This is a genomic window from Mesorhizobium sp. CNPSo 4684 (assembly GCF_057784315.1).
In genome coordinates this window covers 43,232-60,894 of sequence record NZ_JBWLUX010000008.1, presented here as the reverse complement: position 1 = coordinate 60,894, position 17,663 = coordinate 43,232, and the positions used below count along the sequence as shown (strand labels likewise).

The following is a 17,663-nucleotide window of genomic DNA, read 5'->3' as shown; positions in this document are numbered from 1 at the left end:
TGCTTGCCGAGTCGTTCCGGCAATCCTAATCTGCGGTCATGTCCCACGATCATGACCACGACAACGAGTTCGACCCATTTGCGGCGCGGGTGCGCGCGCTGGAAACCATCCTCACTGAAAAAGGCCTGATCGATCCGGCGGCGATCGATGTCATCGTCGACACCTATGAGACCAAGATCGGGCCGCGTAATGGCGCCAGGGTTGTGGCGAAAGCCTGGAGCGACCCGGCTTATGCCGACTGGCTGAAGCGCGATGCGACGGAGGCGATCGCCTCGCTGAGTTACACCGGCCGGCAGGGCGAACACATGCAGGCGGTGTTCAACACGGAGGAGACGCATAACCTCGTCGTCTGCACGCTGTGCTCCTGCTATCCGTGGTCGGTGCTTGGCCTGCCGCCGGTCTGGTACAAGGCGCCGCCTTACCGCTCCCGCGCGGTGATCGATCCGCGCGGCGTGCTGGAGGAATTCGGCCTGACCTTGCCGGCGGAGAAAAAGATCCGCGTCTGGGATTCGACCGCCGAGCTGCGCTATCTCGTGATGCCGATACGGCCTGAGGGTACAGAAGGCTGGAGCGAGGAACAGCTCGCGGAGCTGGTCAGCCGCGATGCAATGATCGGCACCGCTGTCGCGAAGGTGCCGGCATGAACGGGCCGCAGGATCTCGGCGGGCAGATGGGGTTTGGCCCGGTCGCACCTGAAAAGGACGAACCTTATTTCCATGCGGCATGGGAAAGGCGGGCGCTTGGCGTCACGCTCACAGCCGGCGCCATGGGCGCCTGGAACATCGATGAGAGCCGGCACGCCAGGGAATCGTTGCATCCGGCGGTCTACTATTCATCGAGCTACTACCAGATCTGGATCAAGGCGCTGGAGGTGCTGTTGAAGCGCCACGGCTTCGTCACCGAGCGCGATCTCGATACGGGCAGGGCGGTCGATCCGGCGGCGACACCGAAGAGGGTGTTGAAGGCCGAAAGCGTGCCGGCGGTGCTGGCCAAGGGCGGCCCTTGCGACCGGCCGGTTGCGACACCGGCGCGGTTCAAAGCGGGCGATCCTGTGCGGACAAAGAATTTCAGTCCCACCGGCCATACGCGCCTGCCGCGCTATGCGCGCGACAAGCAGGGCGTGATCGAGGCTGTGCGCGACGGTTTTGTCTTCCCCGACAGCAACGCGCATGGCAAGGGCGAAAACCCGCAATGGGTCTATACCGTCGTCTTCGATGGCCCTGAAATTTGGGGCGAGGGCGCCGACCCGACGCTCACCGTCTCGATCGATGCCTGGGAGAGCTATCTTGAGCCGGCATGAGGGCGCATTGCCGGCAGGGTTCGATGAGCCGGTGTTTTCAGAGCCGTGGCAGGCCGAAGCCTTCGCCATGACGGTGGCGCTGCATGACAAGGGCCTGTTCTCCTGGAGCGAATGGGCCGAAGCGCTGTCGGCGCAGGTGAAGAAGCCGAGCGCTGCAAGCGACGGGCATGACTACTACGAGCATTGGCTGGCGGCGCTGGAGAAACTGCTGGCGGCCAAGGGCGTCGCCGGAAAAAGCGATGTCGACACACTCGCCGCCGCCTGGGAGCGGGCCGCCCATGCCACGCCGCATGGCAAGCCTATCCTGCTGGAGAACGATCCCGGGCTTGGTGAGGTATAAAGTTTGGAGCGTTTGCGCTGCCCCTCACCTGCCTGCCGGCATCCTCTCCCCGTATAGTGACGGGGAGAGGGGCGCTGTCATCGCCGGTTTCGCTAATCTCCAGCATCTCATGATGGCGCCGAGGCTGCGGCCAGCCTTTTTCTCCCCGTCACCATACGGGGAGTTGAGGAATGGTCCGCGAAGCGGACGAAAAGCCAACTGCTTGGCTTTTCGAATGACGAACGTCCGGCAGGGCAATGAGGGGCAGCGCTGACGGTATGTCCTTATGTGAGGCGACTACCCGGCTCCTTTACGTTTGTTCCCTTTACGTTCCGGTTCGAGCCTGATAGCTTGCGTCCGAAGGCATTGATGGTGACGGCCTTGTCTTTCCCTTGCGAATCCGGTCTCTCCAGCTGATGGAATTCTCTCCCCAACAGGATGAGGCGTTGAAGGCGGTGGCGCGCTGGCTCAAGGAGGGCCGGCCGCAGGTCTTCCGGCTGTTCGGCTATGCCGGCACCGGCAAGACGACGCTGGCACGCTATTTTGCCGAACATGTCGACGGCCAGGTGCAGTTCGCCGCCTTCACCGGCAAGGCCGCACAGGTGCTGCGCTCCAAGGGCGCCGTCAATGCCCGCACCATCCATTCACTGATCTACCGGCCGAAAGGCGAGGAATCGGTTGCCGACGAGGTGACCGGCAAGACCTCGATGTCGCCGACCTTTTCGCTCAACCGGCAAAGCCCGATTTCGCGTGCCAAGCTGGTTGTCATCGACGAATGCTCGATGGTCGACGAGCAGCTTGGGCGCGATCTCTTGAGTTTCGGCACGCCTATCCTGGTGCTCGGCGATCCGGCGCAGCTGCCGCCGATCTCGGGCGGCGGCTTCTTCACCGAGCACGAGCCGGATGTGCTGCTCACCGAAATCCACCGCCAGGCGCGCGACAATCCGATCATCCAGCTGGCGCTCGACGTGCGCGAGGGCCGCGAGTTCATGCGCGGCGACTACGGCACCGCGCAGGTTATCGGCAAGGAGGACGTCACCCAGGAGCTGGTGCTGAAGGCGGACCAGGTGCTGGTCGGCACCAACCGCACGCGCCGCCGCTACAATCAGCGCCTGCGCGAGCTGAAGGGGTTCAATGCCGATTATCCGCAGGCCGGCGACAAGCTGGTCTGCCTGCGCAACGACCCGGCCAAGGGTCTTCTCAACGGCTCGCTGTGGAAGGTGATGACCTCGTCGCGCGAGACGGTGAAGCCCGGCATCAATCTTCTGGTCTCGCCCGAAGAAGACGATCCCGACCGCGGCGTCGCCAAGATCAAGCTGCTCAAGTCGGCGTTCGAGGATCCGGACGCTGATATCCCCTGGCAGCAGAAGAAGCGCTTTGACGATTTCGACTATGGCTACGCGCTGACCGTGCACAAGGCGCAGGGCTCGCAGTGGAACGACGTCGTGCTGTTCGACGAGAGCTGGGCCTTCAAGGAAACCCGCCAGCGCTGGCTCTACACCGCCATCACCCGCGCCGCAGAGCGGCTGACCATCGTTAGATAGCTGGCGTCAGGTAGCAGTTGGCGTAGCAGGGCTGAGTGGCGTCGCGCCCAGCCATTGCCAGGCGTCCGCTTCGTCCTCGGCCTTGAAGTGCCTGAACTCGATGGGAGATGCAGCGGGGAGGAAGCTCTGCGCATCCGCTATCCAGTTCGGCTCGCCGATCGTCGCGCAGCGGGCGATATGCTCCAGGGCGTGCACCGTGCCCTGTTTCAGCGTCTCGTCGGCGACATCCGCCCAGTCGACACCCTCGTGATCGACCAGCCGCATCAACACGTCGATTCGCGGGTGAAGCGCGTAGGCGGCCTCAAGCAATCCAAACAGATTTTCACCGTCTGCCGCCGAGATATGGCCGACAACGTCGATGGCGAAAAGATCCTCACGGTCGGTTTCGATACGGCGGATCGCCGGCACGGATTGGAGAAAATTCATTGGCTGGGCCTCCCTCTGCGAGCAGATGTCATGACTGGAACACCCGAAACCCCCTGTCTGTTCCCGTCAAAGGCAGTATAGATGCGCTGCACAAACAGCCGGACCTCACGCCATGCCCGCAAAACTTTCCGTCAACCTCAACGCCATCGCCATGCTGCGCAACCGCCGCGATCTGCCATGGCCGAGCGTCACCGGGCTCGGCCGCCTGGCGCTTGCCGCCGGCGCGCACGGGCTGACGGTGCATCCGCGGCCGGACGAGCGCCACACCAGGCATTCCGACTTGCCTGAGATCCGAGCGCTGATCGACGACGAGTTTCCCAAGGCGGAATTCAACATCGAAGGTTATCCGACGCAGGATTTTTTGGCGCTTGTGGAAAAGCACCAGCCGGAACAGGTCACCCTGGTGCCCGACGATCCGGCGCAGGCGACCTCCGACCATGGCTGGAACTTTGCCGCCGAGGCCGCGTTCCTCAATCCGATCGTTAAGCGCCTGAAAAAGGGGGGCTTTCGCGTGTCACTGTTTTCCGATCCGGACCCCGACGGCGTCGCCGCCGCGCGCGATACCGGCGCGGACCGGATCGAGCTCTATACCGGGCCTTACGGCAGCTGCTATTCCGATTCCGCCAAGGCGCAGAAGGAACTGGAAAGATTGGGAAAAACCGCTGACGCGGCACTCGCCGCGGGGCTTCAGGTCAATGCCGGCCACGATCTGGTGGTGAACAACCTGCCGGCGTTGGCAAGGCGCATCCCGGCATTGGCCGAAGTGTCGATAGGGCATGGGTTGACAGCCGATGCGTTGGAGTATGGCATGGCCGGCACGGTGGGGCGGTTTCTTAGGGCATGCGGGTGGTAGAGGCAAACCCCTGGCGTTACGGCATGGCAGCCATTACCTGAGGGCACTTGATATTGCATCGCAGCAAGCGTAGAGCACCGCCCGCTTATCGGAGTGTCGTCCATGGCCCTTACCAATACTGGTAGTGAGGCAGAACCCGTCGAACAATCGAGCCATCCCGAAATCGAACAGCATAGCACCAAGGTGCTGATGCTGGGCGCGCTCGGCGTGGTCTATGGCGACATCGGCACCAGCCCGATCTACGCGTTCCGCGAGGCACTGGTGGCGTCGTCCGGCGGCGAGGTCGCCGACCGCGGCGATATTCTGGGCGTGCTGTCGCTCATCATCTGGTCGCTGACGATCATCGTCACCATCAAATACATCAATTTCGTGCTGCGCGCCGACAACCGCGGCGAGGGCGGCGTGCTGTCGCTGATGGCGCTGGCGCGGGGCAGTTTCCCGACGCGCTCGGCGATCATCCTCGGTGTGGGCATCGTCGGCGCGTCGCTGTTCTTCGGCGACGCCGTCATCACGCCGGCGATTTCGGTGCTTTCGGCGGTTGAAGGCATGAATGTCGTCACCCCGGCCTTCCAGCCCTATGTGGTGCCGCTGACGCTGGTTATCCTGGCGATCCTGTTTTCGGTGCAGCGTTTTGGTACCGGCGGCGTGGCGCTGATCTTCGGGCCGATCACGGCGGTCTGGTTCCTGGCCATCGGCCTTTCCGGCCTGAACCACATCATCGCCGATCCGGAAATCCTGTGGGCGGTCAGTCCGCACTACATCGTCGCCTTCCTGATCAATTCGCCCGACGTCGCCTTCGTCACCATCGGCGCCATCTTCCTCGCCGTCACCGGCGCCGAAGCGCTTTATGCCGATCTCGGCCATTTCGGCCGCAAGCCGATCGTGCTCGCCTGGCTGGCGATCGTGTTCCCCTGCCTGCTGCTCAACTATGCCGGGCAGGGCGCTTTCGTGCTGGCCAAGAATGGCGTGGTCGGCCATCCATTCTTCGAGATGAACGAAGGCTGGACACTGATCCCCATGGTCGTATTGGCGACGGCGGCGACGGTTATCGCCAGCCAGGCGGTCATATCAGGCGCCTTCTCGCTGACCCGGCAGGCTGTGCAACTCAACATGCTGCCGCGGTTGGAAATCCTGCACACGTCGGAACGGCAGTCCGGCCAGATTTACATGCCGCGCGTCAATTTGCTGCTGGCGCTGGTGGTGATGCTTTTGGTGGTCGGCTTCGGCGAATCGAGCAAGCTGGCGTCGGCCTACGGCATCTCAGTCACCGGCAACATGCTGGTCACGACAGTGCTGCTCTTCGTCGTCATGACGCGCATCTGGAAATGGCGGCTGTGGGTAGCGGTCGCAATGACGGCTGTGTTCGGCTTCATCGACGTCGGCTTCTTTGCTTCCAACATCGTCAAGGTGTTCGAGGGTGGCTGGGCCTCGCTGGCGGTGGCCTTCACCATCGTGCTCGCCATGTGGACCTGGGTGCGCGGCAGCCGCTATCTCTTCGACAAGACCCGCCGCAACGAAATCCCGCTCGATTTCCTCGCCGGCAATCTGTTGAAGAAGAAGCCGCAGCTGGTGTCCGGCACCGCGGTGTTCCTGACCAGCGATCCGCAAAGCGCGCCAACCGCGCTGATGCACAGCCTGAAGCACTACAAGGTTCTGCACGAGCAGAACGTCATCCTCTCGGTGGTGACGGCGCCGCAGCCGCTGGTGCCCGACAGCGAGCGCGTCAAGATGGAGACGGTCAACGAGCTGTTCATGCGGGTGACGCTGACCTTCGGCTATATGGAACAGCCCAACATTCCGCGTGCGCTGGCGATCTGCCGCAAGCAGGGCTGGAAGTTCGACATCATGACGACCTCGTTCTTCCTGTCGCGGCGTTCGCTCAAGGCCTCGCCCAATTCCGGCATGCCGGTGTGGCAGGACAAGCTGTTCATTGGGCTCGCCCGCACGGCGGCCGACGCGACGGAATATTTCCAGATCCCCACGGGGCGCGTGGTCGAGATCGGCACGCAGGTGGCGATCTGACAGAAAAGGCCGTGCCCGAAGGTACGGCCTTTGCCTTTGCAGTGCAGCTCAGCTGTCGCTTTAGCCGGCCAGCGCGGTCTTGTTCGTCTCCAGAAACTGCTTCAGCGGCACCGATTTGCGGCCGGAGAGTTTTTCGACGGCGTCGGTCACTATGCCGAGATCGCCAGCGCGGGCGGCTGCGTCGAACGACACCAGGACCTTGGCGAAGGGTTCAGGCAGGCCGGCTGACTTCATTCCCTCGGTCAGGGCTTCGTCGGAAAGCTGGATGACCTGGATCGGCTTGTTGGTGACTTCGGTGACCAACGCCGCCACCTCGGCAGCCGTGTACGCACTGGGGCCGGTCAGCGTGTAGGTCGCGCTTTCGCTGCTGTCCGAGGCGAGCCCCGCGGCGATCGCCGCCGCGAAATCGTCACGCGTGCCGTAGGAAATGGCGCCGTCGCCGGCGGAGGTGTACCATTGACCCGATGCCAGAACCTGCGGCAACGCCATGAACAGGTTCTCGTTATACCAGCCGTTGCGGAAGATCGTGTACGGAATGCCGCTCGCCTTGATCGCCTGTTCGGTGTCGTAGTGGTCGGGCGCGAAAACAACCGGCGAACCAGGTTCTGGGTTGGGCATCGAGGTGTACAACAGATGGCCGACGCCAGCCTGTTTGGCCGCCGTCACCGCCGCCAGCTGCTGCTCGCGCCGCTTTCCCTGTATCTCAAGTTCATTGGTCGAGATGACAAGCGCCCGGTCGGCCCCGGCGAAGGCCTTGCCAAGCGATTGCGGATCGTTGAAGTCGGCGGCCCGGACGAGGACGCCCCACGCCGCAAGGTCGGCAAGGTTGGCGGGTGTACGGGTGGTGGCGATGATGCGGCTAGCGGGAATCTTTAAGGTGTTCAGCAGGTGGTTGATGACGCTGCGGCCAAGCTGGCCGGAGGCGCCGGTGACGAGAAGGGTTTCGGTCATCGGGAGATCCTGATTTTGCGCCAATGTGGCGGGTGCTCTTGTGGTCTCAAAAAGAGACCAGCACTAAAATAGGAATTGACCCGTCGCCGTAAAGAAGGCAGTTTTCAGGGAGGTAGGCACCGCCAGGGAACCAGCAGCCGTGGACAGCAAGATCGTCAATCTGAAAACCAAGCTCAATATATTCAAAGCCACCAGCAATGGCGCAAACATTGCCGATTGCCCGGTTCGCGACGTGATGCAGGGGGTGAACGGCAAATGGAGTTCGCTGCTGATGGCGGCGCTCGCCGAGCAGCCTTATCGTTTCGGCGAGTTGCGGCGCTTGGTGCCCGACATCTCGCAGCGCATGCTCACTCAGACGCTCCACGATCTGCAGCGCGACGGCTTTGTTCATCGCGAAGTGTTCCCGACCAAGCCGCCAAGCGTCGAATACAGCCTGACCGACCTCGGACGCTCAATGTTCGGCGCTTTGCATCAATTGATCCTGTGGGCCGAAATCAACCATGGTGCGGTGCGCGAGGCACGTGCTGCCTTCGACGCCGGTGGTTGATTTTTTGGCGCATGCCGCAATGGCTTGATTTGGCAGGGTCGCTGAAGGATTGTCCGGCCATTGGTTGGGCGGGCAATGGAAAAATCTCTCGACATCGCGATTGCCGGCGCCGGCCCGGCAGGGCTGGCCACGGCGCTCTATCTCAAGCGCGCCGGGCATAACGTCACCATCTTCGAACGTTTCGACCGGCGTCGAGATCGAGACGCTGGTGGTCGGCGAGCGGGCGCACCTGGTCTTCGATAAGGGCCGAAGGGGAGGGCCGTTCGACCTCGTCGTCGACGCCAGCGGCTCGCGCTCGAAACTGCGCCAGAGCCTCAACGATCCGGCCGAGCCGCGGCCGCTTGCCTATGGCGCGTTCTGGGCATCGCTCGGCTGGCAAAGGGTTCGACGAAAATGCGCTGCTGCAGCGCTACGACAAGGCGAGCGTGATGATCGGCGTGCTGCCGATCGGCAGGCCGCAGCCGAGTGCCGAAAAAATGGCGGCGTTCTTCTGGAGCCTGAAGCCGGCGGATGTCGAACAGGTCCGAGCTGCGGGCCTCGACGCCTGGAAGGCGAGGCTGATCTCGCTATGGCCGGCGTGCGAAGCGTTCACCAGCCAGATCGACAGGTTCGACCAGCTGTCGCTGGCACGCTACGGCCATCACACGATGAGGCTGCCGGCGGGACGGCGTCTGGCAGTGATCGGCGACGCCGCGCATTCGACCAGCCCGCAGCTCGGGCAGGGCGCGAACATGGCGCTGCTCGATGCGGCAGCGCTCAGCCATGCCTTGGCACAAGCGGACAGTGTGGAGGCAGTTCTACCAGTCGGACGGCACCATGCTGCCCTTCTTCCGCGACAGGCTGGTGGCGACCATCGCGAAAATCCCGCCAGTGCCAGGCGTGCTTGCCTCGATGGTGGCCGGCACGGTGATCGATCCGTTCAGGCGGATCGGGCTAAAGGAGGTGCACTGGCGAGATCATCCGGCTGGATCAGGGTCGAGAGAAACGAATTTCTCGCCCGCAGGAATTGACGCAGGCGTTGCGGATAGTCCGGCGCCACCGCGCCCTTGACCGAGGCGCGTTCGCTCAATGCCTTGCGCCAGGCCTGGACCAGAGGCTTGCCGTCCAGCATGCCGAAATCGCCGATCCGATCGAAGGTGTCGAGATAGCGGAAGACCGGGCCGTAAACGGCATCGACGAGGCAGAAGCGCTCGCCGGCGAACCATGGTCCCGCCTGGTCGGCCAGCTCGCTCTCGATGCGGTCGAACATGGCCGACAGCGCGCCGGCTTCGGCGAGAAAACCCGCCTCTGTCGACGCCGAGTAGAAGCGGCCGATGGCGTTCAGCGTCGCCGAACCGAACTCGATCCAGGCACGATGCCGGGCGCGGGCGTAAGCGTCGGCTGGGTGGAGGGGATTGCCTTGCGTCTCCTCCAGGAATTCGAGGATGACGGCGGATTCGAAGATCACTGTCTCCTTGCCATTTGCCTGGACGATCAGCAGCGGCACCTTGCCCAAAGGCGAGATCGCCTTGAACCAGTCCGGCTTGTCGGCGAGGTCGATGGTGACGCGCTCGAACGGCACGCGCTTCTCGGTCAGCGAGATCGCGGCGCGCTGGACATAGGGGCACAGATGATGGCTGACGAGAGTGAGCTTGCCAGTCATTTCATTCTTCTCTGGCATGTCACTCCCCCCAGACATAGTTCAACGCGCCGTCCTCGACGCGCGTCGACAGGAACATCAGGCGGGATGCTTTTGGCGCCGGGCCTTCGAGCCGGTCGCCTGATGTCATGTCGAAGGCGGCACCGTGCCATTGGCAGACGAGTTTGCCGTCCTTGCAGTCGAGCGGCCCGCCGAAATGCAGACAGACATTGGCGGCGGCGCGGATGCGGTCACCGCTGCGCCAGACATGGACCTCGCGGCCGAAGAACGGCGCGATCAGGCTGCCCGTCTGCGGGACGTCGGCGACTTTGCAGATTTCGTGTCTCATGGATTCCTCGGTGGTTGATGCAGTTGCATGAATATAGATGCAGATGCATTAATCGTCAAGCTTGATGCAATTGCATCTATCGCTTAGGATGAGGCCATGACCGAGAAAGCCATGCCTTCGCCGGAAGCCATCAAGGCCTGGGCGCGCCTGATGCGCGTTTCGCGCCAGTTGATCGAACAGGCCGAAGAGGCTTTGAAGGACAGCGGCTTGCCGCCACTCGACTGGTACGACGTGCTGCATGAGCTTGCCGAGGCGGGCGAGGGCGGGCTGCGGCCGTTCCAACTGACCGAGCGCACCCTGTTTGCGCAGTACAACATCTCGCGGCTGCTTGCGCGGCTCGAAGCCGACGGGCTGGTCGAGAAGCTGAAGGTCGCCGATGACGGCCGCGGTCAGACCATCCGCATCACTGCCAAAGGGCGCGAGACGCGCCGGCGGACGTGGGCGGTCTATGGACGCTCGATCGCCGAACTGGTCGGCGAAAAGCTTTCGGCGGACGAGCTGAGCACGGTGTCGGCGTTGCTTGGGCGGCTGCGTCATCCGCCGGTTGCGGATTGATCCGTCCGATAAGATCCGGCCGATGTCAGGCCAGATGGCTGCCCCAGAGAAAGGCCAGTGTCGCCAGCACGCCCAGTCCGGCGCGCGCCAGGTGCAGGGTGCCCCACTTGACGATCAGGGCTCTGGCTTGCGGATTGTCGGCGCTCGCGTCCATCGCTTCCAGAAGCTTGTTGGTCGGCAACATCACCATCAGCGTCCACGGCCAGGGCAGGATGATCAGAATTGCGCCGAGCAGAAAGGCGAAGCCACCGGTCTGCCACCATGCGATCAGGCCGAGGACGCAGGCGACAATGGCAATCGAGGCCTGCATGGCCGCGCCGCGCTTGTAAGAAGGCTGCCATTCCTTGAGCAGCGCCTTGTCATCGAGGCCAAGCCGCGCCGGCTGCTCGGCGACGCTGACATAGATGGCGGCGCCGGAGAACACGGCGGCTACCGTCAAGGCGAGCAATCCGACCAGCATCTTCTTCCCACAGCAAACGGTCCAGCGACGAACCGTTGAGACAGAAATAGGGCTTGCAAGGCTGAGTGCAATACGGCATAGAACGGCGAACCGTAACGTACGGTACGGCTTGCCGCTCTTGCTGGCTCGCCTGCCGCCGAGGAACGACCGTGTTGCAGGCAAGCGCCGACATCGACACCAGCGAGACCTTGACGGAGCGGCAGAAGGCCGTTCTGGACGCGGCCTTGCGCCTGCTGGTCGAGGAGGGCGACAATCTGACGATGACCGCGGTTGCGCGCCGCGCCAGCTGTTCCAAGGAAACGCTCTACAAATGGTTCGGCGACCGCGACGGGCTGCTGACGGCTACGGTGCAGTGGCAGGCCTCGAAGGTGCGTGTGGTGCCGGTCGACGGCGAGAGACTCGATCTTGCCTCGCTGACGGCAAGCCTTGAAGGCTTTGCCGCGGACTGGCTGAAGGTAATTTCGAGCGACACGTCGATTGCCTTGAACCGTGTGGCGGTCGGCCATGCCGGGTCATTCAAGCGTAAGCCGGGCAAGGACGATCTCGGCGCCATCGTGCTGGAGAATGGCCGCTTTGCGCTGGCCAGGCGGCTGAAGCCGGTGCTGCTGGCCGGCAAGCAGGCCGGGCTGCTCGATTTTACGGATGCCGAAACGGCATTCCGCAGCTTTTTCGGGCTGGTCGCCCGCGACGTGCAGATCCGCCTCCTGCTCGGCGACCGGCTGGAATTGACTGAAGCGGCGATCGGCGGCGATGCCGTCCGGGCAACGCAACAGTTTCTCGCTCTTTTCGGAGCAAAAACCGGCCGTAGGGCCACTGATCTATAAAAGGGAAGGAAGACCAAAATGCGTGTCTATTACGATCGCGACGCCGATCTCAACCTGATCAAGGGCAAGAAAGTCGCCATCATCGGCTATGGCAGCCAGGGCCGGGCGCATGCGCTCAACCTCAAGGATTCCGGCGCCAAGGAGATCGCCATCGGCCTCAAGGCCGGCTCGGCGACCGCCAAGAAGGTCGAGGCCGACGGGCTCAAGGTGATGAGCGTTGCGGATGCCGCCAAATGGGCCGATCTGATGATGATGGCGACGCCCGACGAATTGCAGGCCGACATCTACAAGAACGAGATCGCCCCGAACATCCGCGATGGTGCGGCGATCGCCTTCGCGCACGGCCTCAACGTGCATTTCGGCCTGATCGAGCCGAAGTCGACCGTCGACGTCGTCATGATCGCGCCGAAGGGCCCCGGCCACACGGTGCGCGGCGAGTACCAGAAGGGCGGCGGCGTGCCGTGCCTGGTCGCCGTCAACCAGGACGCGTCGGGCAATGCGCTCGATCTCGCTCTGTCCTACGCCTGCGGCGTCGGCGGCGGCCGTTCGGGCATCATCGAGACCAATTTCCGCGAGGAATGCGAGACCGATCTGTTCGGCGAGCAGGTGGTTCTGTGCGGCGGCCTGGTCGAACTGATCCGCGCCGGTTTCGAAACGCTGGTGGAAGCCGGCTACGCGCCGGAAATGGCCTATTTCGAGTGTCTGCACGAGGTCAAGCTGATCGTCGACCTGATCTATGAAGGCGGTATCGCCAACATGAACTACTCGATCTCGAACACCGCCGAATGGGGTGAATATGTTTCGGGTCCGCGCATCATCACCGCCGAGACCAAGGCCGAGATGAAGCGCGTGCTGAAGGACATCCAGACGGGCAAGTTCACCTCGGAATGGATGCAGGAATACCGCGCCGGCATGTCGCGCTTCAAGGGCATCCGCCGCAACAATGACAGCCATCAGATCGAGGAAGTCGGCGCCAAGCTGCGCGCCATGATGCCGTGGATCTCGAAGAACAAGCTGGTCGACAAGGCGAAGAACTAATCCGCAATTTTAGGACTGCGACGAAGCCGGCGGAGCGATCCGCCGGCTTTTTCATGCTGGCTTTCGATCAGCTGCTACAGAGCTCAGCCGTAGTGCCAGTGCGGCTTCGGCTCGGTGCCGGTGAACTCGACGCCGATGCGGTCGTCGCGGCGCCAGCGCACGACGGCCTTGTAGCCGATGCCGTCGATCGGCACATAGAGCAGGAATTCGTCCGGCACGCGCGCGTCGATCGGCACTTTCAGCTCGGCGCCGCCGGCATGCATGTTGCGCACCGTGCACTTGACCTCGGAATTGGTGAGGCCGAGCAGGATCGTCGCGCCTTTCAGCACGCGCTGCCGGTGTTTGTTTCTCAATTCGTCGTCGGCCATGACGGCACGTCCTTCGCGATCGGATCGACGCGATCGTCAGATGGGGGCAGCGTATCATGGATAGTCCGAGCCGATAAACATATGGTTAGCGGCGATCTTATCCAGCCGTCTCTCCCAAATGGAAACGGCGCCGCGATAGGCGGCGCCGTCGTGCATTGTCGCTTATAGTTCAGCTATAGGGCGACCAGCATTGCTGGCGCGGGCCATTGTAGGGCTGGAACGTGTTATCCCAGGCCCGGTAAGACCGGTAGCGGTCGTAGCACCACTGGACATGGGCGCTGGAAAGACGCTGCGTGCGATAGTAGCGGCGGGGCGCCGGCTGCACGTAGTAGCCGTTGTTATAATAGCCGTTGTTGTAGATGCTGCCGAGACCGAGACCCAGGCCGAGGCCGAGAACTGCGGCGGCGCCGGTATCGAAATCGCGGCTGTGACGGTGGCGATGATGACGCCAGCGCCAGTTGTCGTCGCCATTCCAGTTTCCGCCATTCCAGTTGCGGGAAAAGCGACGGCCGTCGTGGCGACGCCACTGCCAATCGTTGAAGGAGCGGCGGTCATTGCCGCCCGCCCAGTCGTCGCGAACCGGCGTGATCGTCGGGGCTGCGGTGCTTGACGGAATTGAGAGGTTTGGCTGCAGGATCGGGCCGGCGGCGGACGGCGCCGTAACACCCGAGACGAGACCGAGCGCTATCAGCCCGGATTTGGCGGTGGAAGAAAAGAGCGAGTTCATTGCACTCTCCAAGAGATACAGGCCCCACGCCCGGAAGACCCCAGGAAGTGGCCTATTGATGGACCTTTGCATCTGAACGGAGGATGAACGGAAAGGTTCCCTCAACCTCGCCGAGCAAGGGCCGGCCTCTTGTTTTCGGGGCTGCTTGCGGGCAAAGGTCACGGCCATGTCGCTGCGCCTCGCCACCTTCAATGTCGAAAACCTGATGAACAGGTTCGATTTCTCCGGCTACCGCAATCAGCTCAACGAAGACCGTACGCTGGCGCTTTTCGACATCCAAAGCGAGGCCGAATACAAGATGCTGGAGCAGGCGCGTGCGATTGCACAGTCCGACGACACGCGCCAGCTGACGGCGCTCGCCATCGCTGCCACGCGCGCGGACATCATCTGCATGCAGGAGGTCGACAATATCGAGGCGCTGAAGGCCTTCGAATACGGCTATCTCTTCAAGATGGTGGGTGAGGGCTACCGGCAGAAATACACCACGGCCGGCAATGATTCGCGCGGCATCGACGTTGCCGTGATGATGCGTAACGAGACCGCGCAGGGACAGCCGATCGAATTCGTGCGCATGACCAGCCATGCCTATGCCACCTTCGAGCAGTTCGGCCTGTTCACGCCGGAGCTGGCCGAGCTCGGGCATCAGGCCAATGAGCGCATCTTCCGGCGTGATTGCCTGGAGGTCGACATCAAGGTCGGCGGCGTGCCGTTGACGCTCTATCTCGTGCATTTCAAATCGATGGGCTCGCCACGCAATGGGCTCGACGGGCGCGAAGCGACGATGCCTCTGCGCGTCGCCGAGGCGCAGGCAGTGCGCCGCATCATCGAGGAGCGCTTCAGCAAGGACCATGCCGCCGACAAGCGCTGGGCGATCTGCGGCGACATGAACGACTACCGGCAGCGGGTGAAGATCGAGGGCGACGCCTTCGATGGCTACCGCTTCCAGGTGATAGACGAGAGCCAGTCCTGCCTCAATGTGCTGACCGCCGGCGGCTTTTGCGAGAATGTCGTCGAGCGCCGTCCGGAGATGGACCGCTGGAGTTTCTACCACACGCGCGGGCCGCAGGAGCGGCATCTGTGCCAGCTCGACTACATCCTGCTGTCCAAGGGGCTGGCGGCGAAGAATGCGACGGCCGTTCCCGACATCATCCGCAACGGCCAGCCCTGGCGCACCATATTTCCGGCCGGTCAGGCGGTGGAGCGTTTTCCGCGCGCCGGCTGGGACCGGCCGAAGGCCTCGGACCATTGTCCGGTGGCGATCACTTTGGACATGGCCTGAGTGGGGGGCCTGAGCGTGAGTTTCGACCTACCGCGCAATGTCATCCTGCCGGTCGATGAGATCGACGTTCGGCTCGACCCCGGCCAGCATCCGTTCGAGCGCGACAACGCGCAGGCCATCACTGAGAACTGGCGGCTTGAGACCGAAGCCAAACCCGCGCTGTTCGACGGCACCGTGGTGCTTTTGTCAGCACTCGCCTGGCGCGACAACCGTCTCGCCGGGCGCTGCCACGCAGTGAAGTACTCGACCTTCATGCTGTGGCGCAAGAACCGGCAAGGGACCGGCGCCGAGCACGCCTATGGCCATGCCATGCTGGTCGCCGGCGACAATGCGCTGGTGGCGATCCGGATGGGCTCGCACACGGTCATGGCCGGTCGCGTCTATTTCGCCGCCGGCTCGTTCGAGCCGATCGATTTTCGCGACGGCCGCGTCGATGTCGATTTCAACATGATCCGCGAGGTGCGCGAGGAAACCGGGCTTGACCTGACGGGCGCTGCGCGCGGCAGGCGCTACCACGCGCTGTCGACTTCGACCGGCACGGTTCTCTTCCGCCGCTACCACGTCGAGGAGCCGGCGGACGAGATTGCGCGGCGCATCAGCGCCTTCGTCGCCACCGAGGCCGAGCCGGAGATTGAGGGACCGGTGATCATCCGCCATGCCACCGACCTGCCGGAGGGACTGGCGCCGCATATGAAGCCGCTGGTCGAGTGGCATTTTGCCCGCAGCGGCGAGGACCCCTGATCTGTCAGGGAAAGAGCGGCGGCAGCGTCTCCGGCGCAGTGACTTCCCGAGGTTCGAAACTCGCTGCCTTCAGCGGCCGGGTCGGGGCGCCGTCGTCCTTGTAGTAATAGCTGTAACCGTTGATCGCCGGCGCGCCGCCGAGATGGGCGTAGAGAATTTTTGACCCCTCGGGAAAGAAGCCTTTGCGAGTCAAGTCGATCAGGCCCTGCATCGACTTTCCCTCATAGACCGGATCGGTGATCATCGCCTCGGTGCGGGCCGCCAGCCGGATCGCGTCGTTGGTCTCATCGGAGGGAACACCGTAGGCCGGATAGGCATAGTCGGGGTTGATGATGATTTCGTCGTCGCGGACCGTGCGGCCGAGCCCGACGAGGGCAGCGGTGTCATCGACGATGCGGCGGACCTGCGCGCGGGTCTGGTCGAGCGTTCCGGAGGCGTCGATGCCGATCACCCGGTCGGCGCGACCTTGCGCGGCGAAGCCGACGATCATGCCGGCCTGCGTCGACCCGGTCACCACGCACACGATGATGTAGTCGAAGGTGAAGCCGAGCTCGGCCTCCTGGCGCGCCACCTCTTCGGCGAAGCCGACATAGCCGAGCCCGCCGAATTTGTGCACCGAGGCGCCGGCCGGAATCGGATAGGGCTTGCCGCCGGCGTCCTTCACCGACTGGATGGCGTCCTCCCAGCTCTTGCGGATGCCGATGTCGAAACCGTCATCGACAAGCCGGCTGTCGGCGCCCATCAGTCGCGTCAGCAGGATGTTGCCGACCCGGTCGTAGACGGCGTCATAGTGCGGCACCCATTTTTCCTGGATCACCACGCACTTCATGCCGATCTTGGCGGCCGTTGCGGCGACCATGCGGGTATGGTTCGACTGGACGCCGCCGATTGATACCAGCGTGTCGGCGCCCGAGGCTATGGCATCCGGAACGATGTATTCGAGCTTGCGCAATTTGTTGCCGCCCATGGCGAGCCCGGAATTGCAATCGTCGCGCTTGGCGTAGACCTGTACTGTCCCGCCCAGCGCCGCGCTCAGCCGCGGCAGATGCTCGATCGGCGTCGCGCCGAAGGTTAGGGGATAGCGTTCGAATTTTGCCAGAAGTGACATCGATTTGCCTCCGCCATAGTCGTTTTTCAATAGACAGAGGATAAACGAACAGGGGCGAAATGTGCTCTCGAAGGCTTTCCAAGATTTTTCCACTTCCATAAGAAAATACGCTAAGATTGGTTCTAATCGTCCATTTAGATCCGCAGATATGGAAGAATCTTCCGACCCGACCTTCGACCGCATTGACATCAAGATCCTGCGGGCCCTTCAGTCCGAGGGACGGCTGACCAATGCGGAACTGGCGGCGCGCGTAAATGTCAGCGCCGCCACATGCCATAGGCGTACGCAACGCCTGTTCGAAGAGGGATACATCACCGGGGTCAGGGCGGAGATCGCGCCCGCCGCCGTAGCGCTTGGCGCACTGGTGATGGTTGGCGTCGTGCTCGACCGTTCGACACCGGAAAGCTTCGCCGCCTTCGAGGAGGCCGTGCTCAAGCTCAAGGAGGTGCTGGATTGCAATCTCGTCGCCGGTGACTTCGACTATCTCCTGAAGATCAGGGTCCGCGACATGGCGGATTTCAACAAGCTGCATGGGCAGAAGCTGATTGCGTTGCCGGGCGTTCGGCAAACAAGGACCTTCTTCGTCATGAAGGAGGTCAAGGAGAATGCGCGACTGCCGTTCTGACGGTGGCAA

At 63.0% G+C, this 17,663-nt stretch carries 21 protein-coding genes and 1 pseudogene; 14 read left to right on the top strand and 8 right to left on the bottom strand.

All coding sequences use genetic code 11. The features are described 5' to 3' along the window. The first annotated feature begins 38 nt into the window (after positions 1–38). The 4 genes from nthA (at position 39) to AC04SG_RS09075 (ending at position 3,163) form a co-directional block, all read left to right on the top strand. Positions 39–644 carry a nitrile hydratase subunit alpha gene (gene nthA, locus AC04SG_RS09090; protein WP_488550752.1) on the top strand — a complete coding sequence of 202 codons (606 nt, stop codon included), beginning with the start codon at positions 39–41 and terminating at the stop codon, positions 642–644. Then, on the top strand, positions 641–1,300 hold the full coding sequence (nthB, locus tag AC04SG_RS09085) for a nitrile hydratase subunit beta (protein ID WP_488550751.1): 660 nt from the start codon (positions 641–643) through the stop codon (positions 1,298–1,300). Before nthA ends, nthB begins: the two co-directional genes overlap by 4 nt. Then, positions 1,287–1,640 carry a nitrile hydratase accessory protein gene (locus AC04SG_RS09080; protein ID WP_488550750.1) on the top strand — a complete coding sequence of 118 codons (354 nt, stop codon included), beginning with the start codon at positions 1,287–1,289 and terminating at the stop codon, positions 1,638–1,640. Before nthB ends, AC04SG_RS09080 begins: the two co-directional genes overlap by 14 nt. Before the next feature lie 395 nt (positions 1,641–2,035). Further along, on the top strand, positions 2,036–3,163 hold the full coding sequence (locus AC04SG_RS09075; protein ID WP_488550749.1) for an ATP-dependent DNA helicase: 1,128 nt from the start codon (positions 2,036–2,038) through the stop codon (positions 3,161–3,163). 6 nt (positions 3,164–3,169) lie between these two features. Here the strand turns inward: AC04SG_RS09075 and AC04SG_RS09070 are convergent, their stop codons facing one another. Further along, positions 3,170–3,589 carry a SpoIIAA family protein gene (locus tag AC04SG_RS09070; RefSeq protein ID WP_192257945.1) on the bottom strand — a complete coding sequence of 140 codons (420 nt, stop codon included), beginning with the start codon at positions 3,587–3,589 and terminating at the stop codon, positions 3,170–3,172. 112 nt (positions 3,590–3,701) lie between these two features. Here AC04SG_RS09070 and AC04SG_RS09065 point away from each other — a divergent pair, with 112 nt between their 5' ends. After that, complete coding sequence (locus AC04SG_RS09065) at positions 3,702–4,442, top strand: pyridoxine 5'-phosphate synthase (RefSeq protein ID WP_488550748.1); 741 nt, start codon at positions 3,702–3,704, stop codon at positions 4,440–4,442. A gap of 102 nt (positions 4,443–4,544) precedes the next feature. Next, positions 4,545–6,464: a potassium transporter Kup gene (locus AC04SG_RS09060; protein WP_488550747.1), complete on the top strand. Its 1,920-nt coding sequence runs from the start codon at positions 4,545–4,547 to the stop codon at positions 6,462–6,464. 60 nt (positions 6,465–6,524) lie between these two features. Here AC04SG_RS09060 and AC04SG_RS09055 read toward each other — a convergent pair whose 3' ends face one another. Next, complete coding sequence (locus AC04SG_RS09055; protein ID WP_488550746.1) at positions 6,525–7,415, bottom strand: SDR family oxidoreductase; 891 nt, start codon at positions 7,413–7,415, stop codon at positions 6,525–6,527. Between the two features lie 139 nt (positions 7,416–7,554). On the opposite strand from AC04SG_RS09055, the gene AC04SG_RS09050 reads away from it, so the two are divergent. Beyond that, positions 7,555–7,962 (top strand): winged helix-turn-helix transcriptional regulator, encoded by a 408-nt coding sequence (locus AC04SG_RS09050; protein ID WP_488550745.1) that lies wholly within the window; start codon positions 7,555–7,557, stop codon positions 7,960–7,962. Positions 7,963–8,037: 75 nt separating this feature from the next. Further along, positions 8,038–8,919: pseudogene (locus tag AC04SG_RS09045) on the top strand (FAD-dependent oxidoreductase); the annotation flags it as partial. On the opposite strand, the gene AC04SG_RS09040 reads toward AC04SG_RS09045, so the two are convergent. Together AC04SG_RS09040 and AC04SG_RS09035 are read right to left on the bottom strand one after the other, a co-directional pair. Next, positions 8,882–9,622, bottom strand: a complete 741-nt coding sequence (locus tag AC04SG_RS09040; protein ID WP_488550744.1) for a glutathione S-transferase family protein — start codon at positions 9,620–9,622, stop codon at positions 8,882–8,884. The pseudogene AC04SG_RS09045 and the gene AC04SG_RS09040 sit on opposite strands and share 38 nt — an antisense overlap. Before the next feature lies 1 nt (position 9,623). Next, positions 9,624–9,929: a Rieske (2Fe-2S) protein gene (locus AC04SG_RS09035; protein WP_192257957.1), complete on the bottom strand. Its 306-nt coding sequence runs from the start codon at positions 9,927–9,929 to the stop codon at positions 9,624–9,626. Positions 9,930–10,025: 96 nt separating this feature from the next. On the opposite strand from AC04SG_RS09035, the gene AC04SG_RS09030 reads away from it, so the two are divergent. Then, positions 10,026–10,484 carry a MarR family winged helix-turn-helix transcriptional regulator gene (locus AC04SG_RS09030; protein WP_488550743.1) on the top strand — a complete coding sequence of 153 codons (459 nt, stop codon included), beginning with the start codon at positions 10,026–10,028 and terminating at the stop codon, positions 10,482–10,484. A gap of 25 nt (positions 10,485–10,509) precedes the next feature. Here the strand turns inward: AC04SG_RS09030 and AC04SG_RS09025 are convergent, their stop codons facing one another. Further along, the gene (locus AC04SG_RS09025) at positions 10,510–10,941 is read right to left on the bottom strand and encodes an anthrone oxygenase family protein (RefSeq protein ID WP_488550860.1); all 432 of its coding nucleotides are present in this window, start codon (positions 10,939–10,941) and stop codon (positions 10,510–10,512) included. A 155-nt stretch (positions 10,942–11,096) separates the two neighbouring features. Here AC04SG_RS09025 and AC04SG_RS09020 point away from each other — a divergent pair, with 155 nt between their 5' ends. Continuing rightward, complete coding sequence (locus AC04SG_RS09020; RefSeq protein WP_488550859.1) at positions 11,097–11,768, top strand: TetR/AcrR family transcriptional regulator; 672 nt, start codon at positions 11,097–11,099, stop codon at positions 11,766–11,768. A gap of 18 nt (positions 11,769–11,786) precedes the next feature. After that, complete coding sequence (gene ilvC / locus AC04SG_RS09015) at positions 11,787–12,806, top strand: ketol-acid reductoisomerase (RefSeq protein WP_013531065.1); 1,020 nt, start codon at positions 11,787–11,789, stop codon at positions 12,804–12,806. 83 nt (positions 12,807–12,889) lie between these two features. On the opposite strand, the gene AC04SG_RS09010 is transcribed toward ilvC, so the two are convergent. Together AC04SG_RS09010 and AC04SG_RS09005 are read right to left on the bottom strand one after the other, a co-directional pair. Further along, the gene (locus AC04SG_RS09010; RefSeq protein ID WP_488550742.1) at positions 12,890–13,174 is read right to left on the bottom strand and encodes a PilZ domain-containing protein; all 285 of its coding nucleotides are present in this window, start codon (positions 13,172–13,174) and stop codon (positions 12,890–12,892) included. A 169-nt stretch (positions 13,175–13,343) separates the two neighbouring features. After that, on the bottom strand, positions 13,344–13,901 hold the full coding sequence (locus tag AC04SG_RS09005; RefSeq protein ID WP_488550741.1) for a BA14K family protein: 558 nt from the start codon (positions 13,899–13,901) through the stop codon (positions 13,344–13,346). A gap of 166 nt (positions 13,902–14,067) precedes the next feature. On the opposite strand from AC04SG_RS09005, the gene AC04SG_RS09000 reads away from it, so the two are divergent. After that, positions 14,068–15,180: an endonuclease/exonuclease/phosphatase family protein gene (locus AC04SG_RS09000; protein ID WP_488550740.1), complete on the top strand. Its 1,113-nt coding sequence runs from the start codon at positions 14,068–14,070 to the stop codon at positions 15,178–15,180. 15 nt (positions 15,181–15,195) lie between these two features. Further along, complete coding sequence (locus tag AC04SG_RS08995) at positions 15,196–15,921, top strand: hypothetical protein (protein ID WP_112565421.1); 726 nt, start codon at positions 15,196–15,198, stop codon at positions 15,919–15,921. 4 nt (positions 15,922–15,925) lie between these two features. On the opposite strand, the gene AC04SG_RS08990 is transcribed toward AC04SG_RS08995, so the two are convergent. Beyond that, positions 15,926–17,029 carry a 1-aminocyclopropane-1-carboxylate deaminase gene (locus tag AC04SG_RS08990; protein WP_488550739.1) on the bottom strand — a complete coding sequence of 368 codons (1,104 nt, stop codon included), beginning with the start codon at positions 17,027–17,029 and terminating at the stop codon, positions 15,926–15,928. A gap of 148 nt (positions 17,030–17,177) precedes the next feature. On the opposite strand from AC04SG_RS08990, the gene AC04SG_RS08985 reads away from it, so the two are divergent. Beyond that, positions 17,178–17,654 carry an Lrp/AsnC family transcriptional regulator gene (locus AC04SG_RS08985; protein ID WP_126088576.1) on the top strand — a complete coding sequence of 159 codons (477 nt, stop codon included), beginning with the start codon at positions 17,178–17,180 and terminating at the stop codon, positions 17,652–17,654. Positions 17,655–17,663 lie beyond the last annotated feature (9 nt).

What these genes read in the sequence shown, in the direction of transcription:
- AC04SG_RS09035 (WP_192257957.1), bottom strand. Translation starts at nt 9,929, where the DNA reads ATGAGACACGAAATCTGCAAAGTCGCCGACGTCCCGCAGACGGGCAGC.
- nthA (WP_488550752.1), top strand. Translation starts at nt 39, where the DNA reads ATGTCCCACGATCATGACCACGACAACGAGTTCGACCCATTTGCGGCG.
- nthB (WP_488550751.1), top strand. Translation starts at nt 641, where the DNA reads ATGAACGGGCCGCAGGATCTCGGCGGGCAGATGGGGTTTGGCCCGGTC.
- AC04SG_RS09060 (WP_488550747.1), top strand. Translation starts at nt 4,545, where the DNA reads ATGGCCCTTACCAATACTGGTAGTGAGGCAGAACCCGTCGAACAATCG.
- ilvC (WP_013531065.1), top strand. Translation starts at nt 11,787, where the DNA reads ATGCGTGTCTATTACGATCGCGACGCCGATCTCAACCTGATCAAGGGC.
- AC04SG_RS09070 (WP_192257945.1), bottom strand. Translation starts at nt 3,589, where the DNA reads ATGAATTTTCTCCAATCCGTGCCGGCGATCCGCCGTATCGAAACCGAC.
- AC04SG_RS08985 (WP_126088576.1), top strand. Translation starts at nt 17,178, where the DNA reads ATGGAAGAATCTTCCGACCCGACCTTCGACCGCATTGACATCAAGATC.
- AC04SG_RS09030 (WP_488550743.1), top strand. Translation starts at nt 10,026, where the DNA reads ATGACCGAGAAAGCCATGCCTTCGCCGGAAGCCATCAAGGCCTGGGCG.
- AC04SG_RS09055 (WP_488550746.1), bottom strand. Translation starts at nt 7,415, where the DNA reads ATGACCGAAACCCTTCTCGTCACCGGCGCCTCCGGCCAGCTTGGCCGC.
- AC04SG_RS09075 (WP_488550749.1), top strand. Translation starts at nt 2,036, where the DNA reads ATGGAATTCTCTCCCCAACAGGATGAGGCGTTGAAGGCGGTGGCGCGC.
- AC04SG_RS08990 (WP_488550739.1), bottom strand. Translation starts at nt 17,029, where the DNA reads ATGTCACTTCTGGCAAAATTCGAACGCTATCCCCTAACCTTCGGCGCG.
- AC04SG_RS09010 (WP_488550742.1), bottom strand. Translation starts at nt 13,174, where the DNA reads ATGGCCGACGACGAATTGAGAAACAAACACCGGCAGCGCGTGCTGAAA.
- AC04SG_RS09005 (WP_488550741.1), bottom strand. Translation starts at nt 13,901, where the DNA reads ATGAACTCGCTCTTTTCTTCCACCGCCAAATCCGGGCTGATAGCGCTC.
- AC04SG_RS09040 (WP_488550744.1), bottom strand. Translation starts at nt 9,622, where the DNA reads ATGCCAGAGAAGAATGAAATGACTGGCAAGCTCACTCTCGTCAGCCAT.
- AC04SG_RS09065 (WP_488550748.1), top strand. Translation starts at nt 3,702, where the DNA reads ATGCCCGCAAAACTTTCCGTCAACCTCAACGCCATCGCCATGCTGCGC.
- AC04SG_RS09000 (WP_488550740.1), top strand. Translation starts at nt 14,068, where the DNA reads ATGTCGCTGCGCCTCGCCACCTTCAATGTCGAAAACCTGATGAACAGG.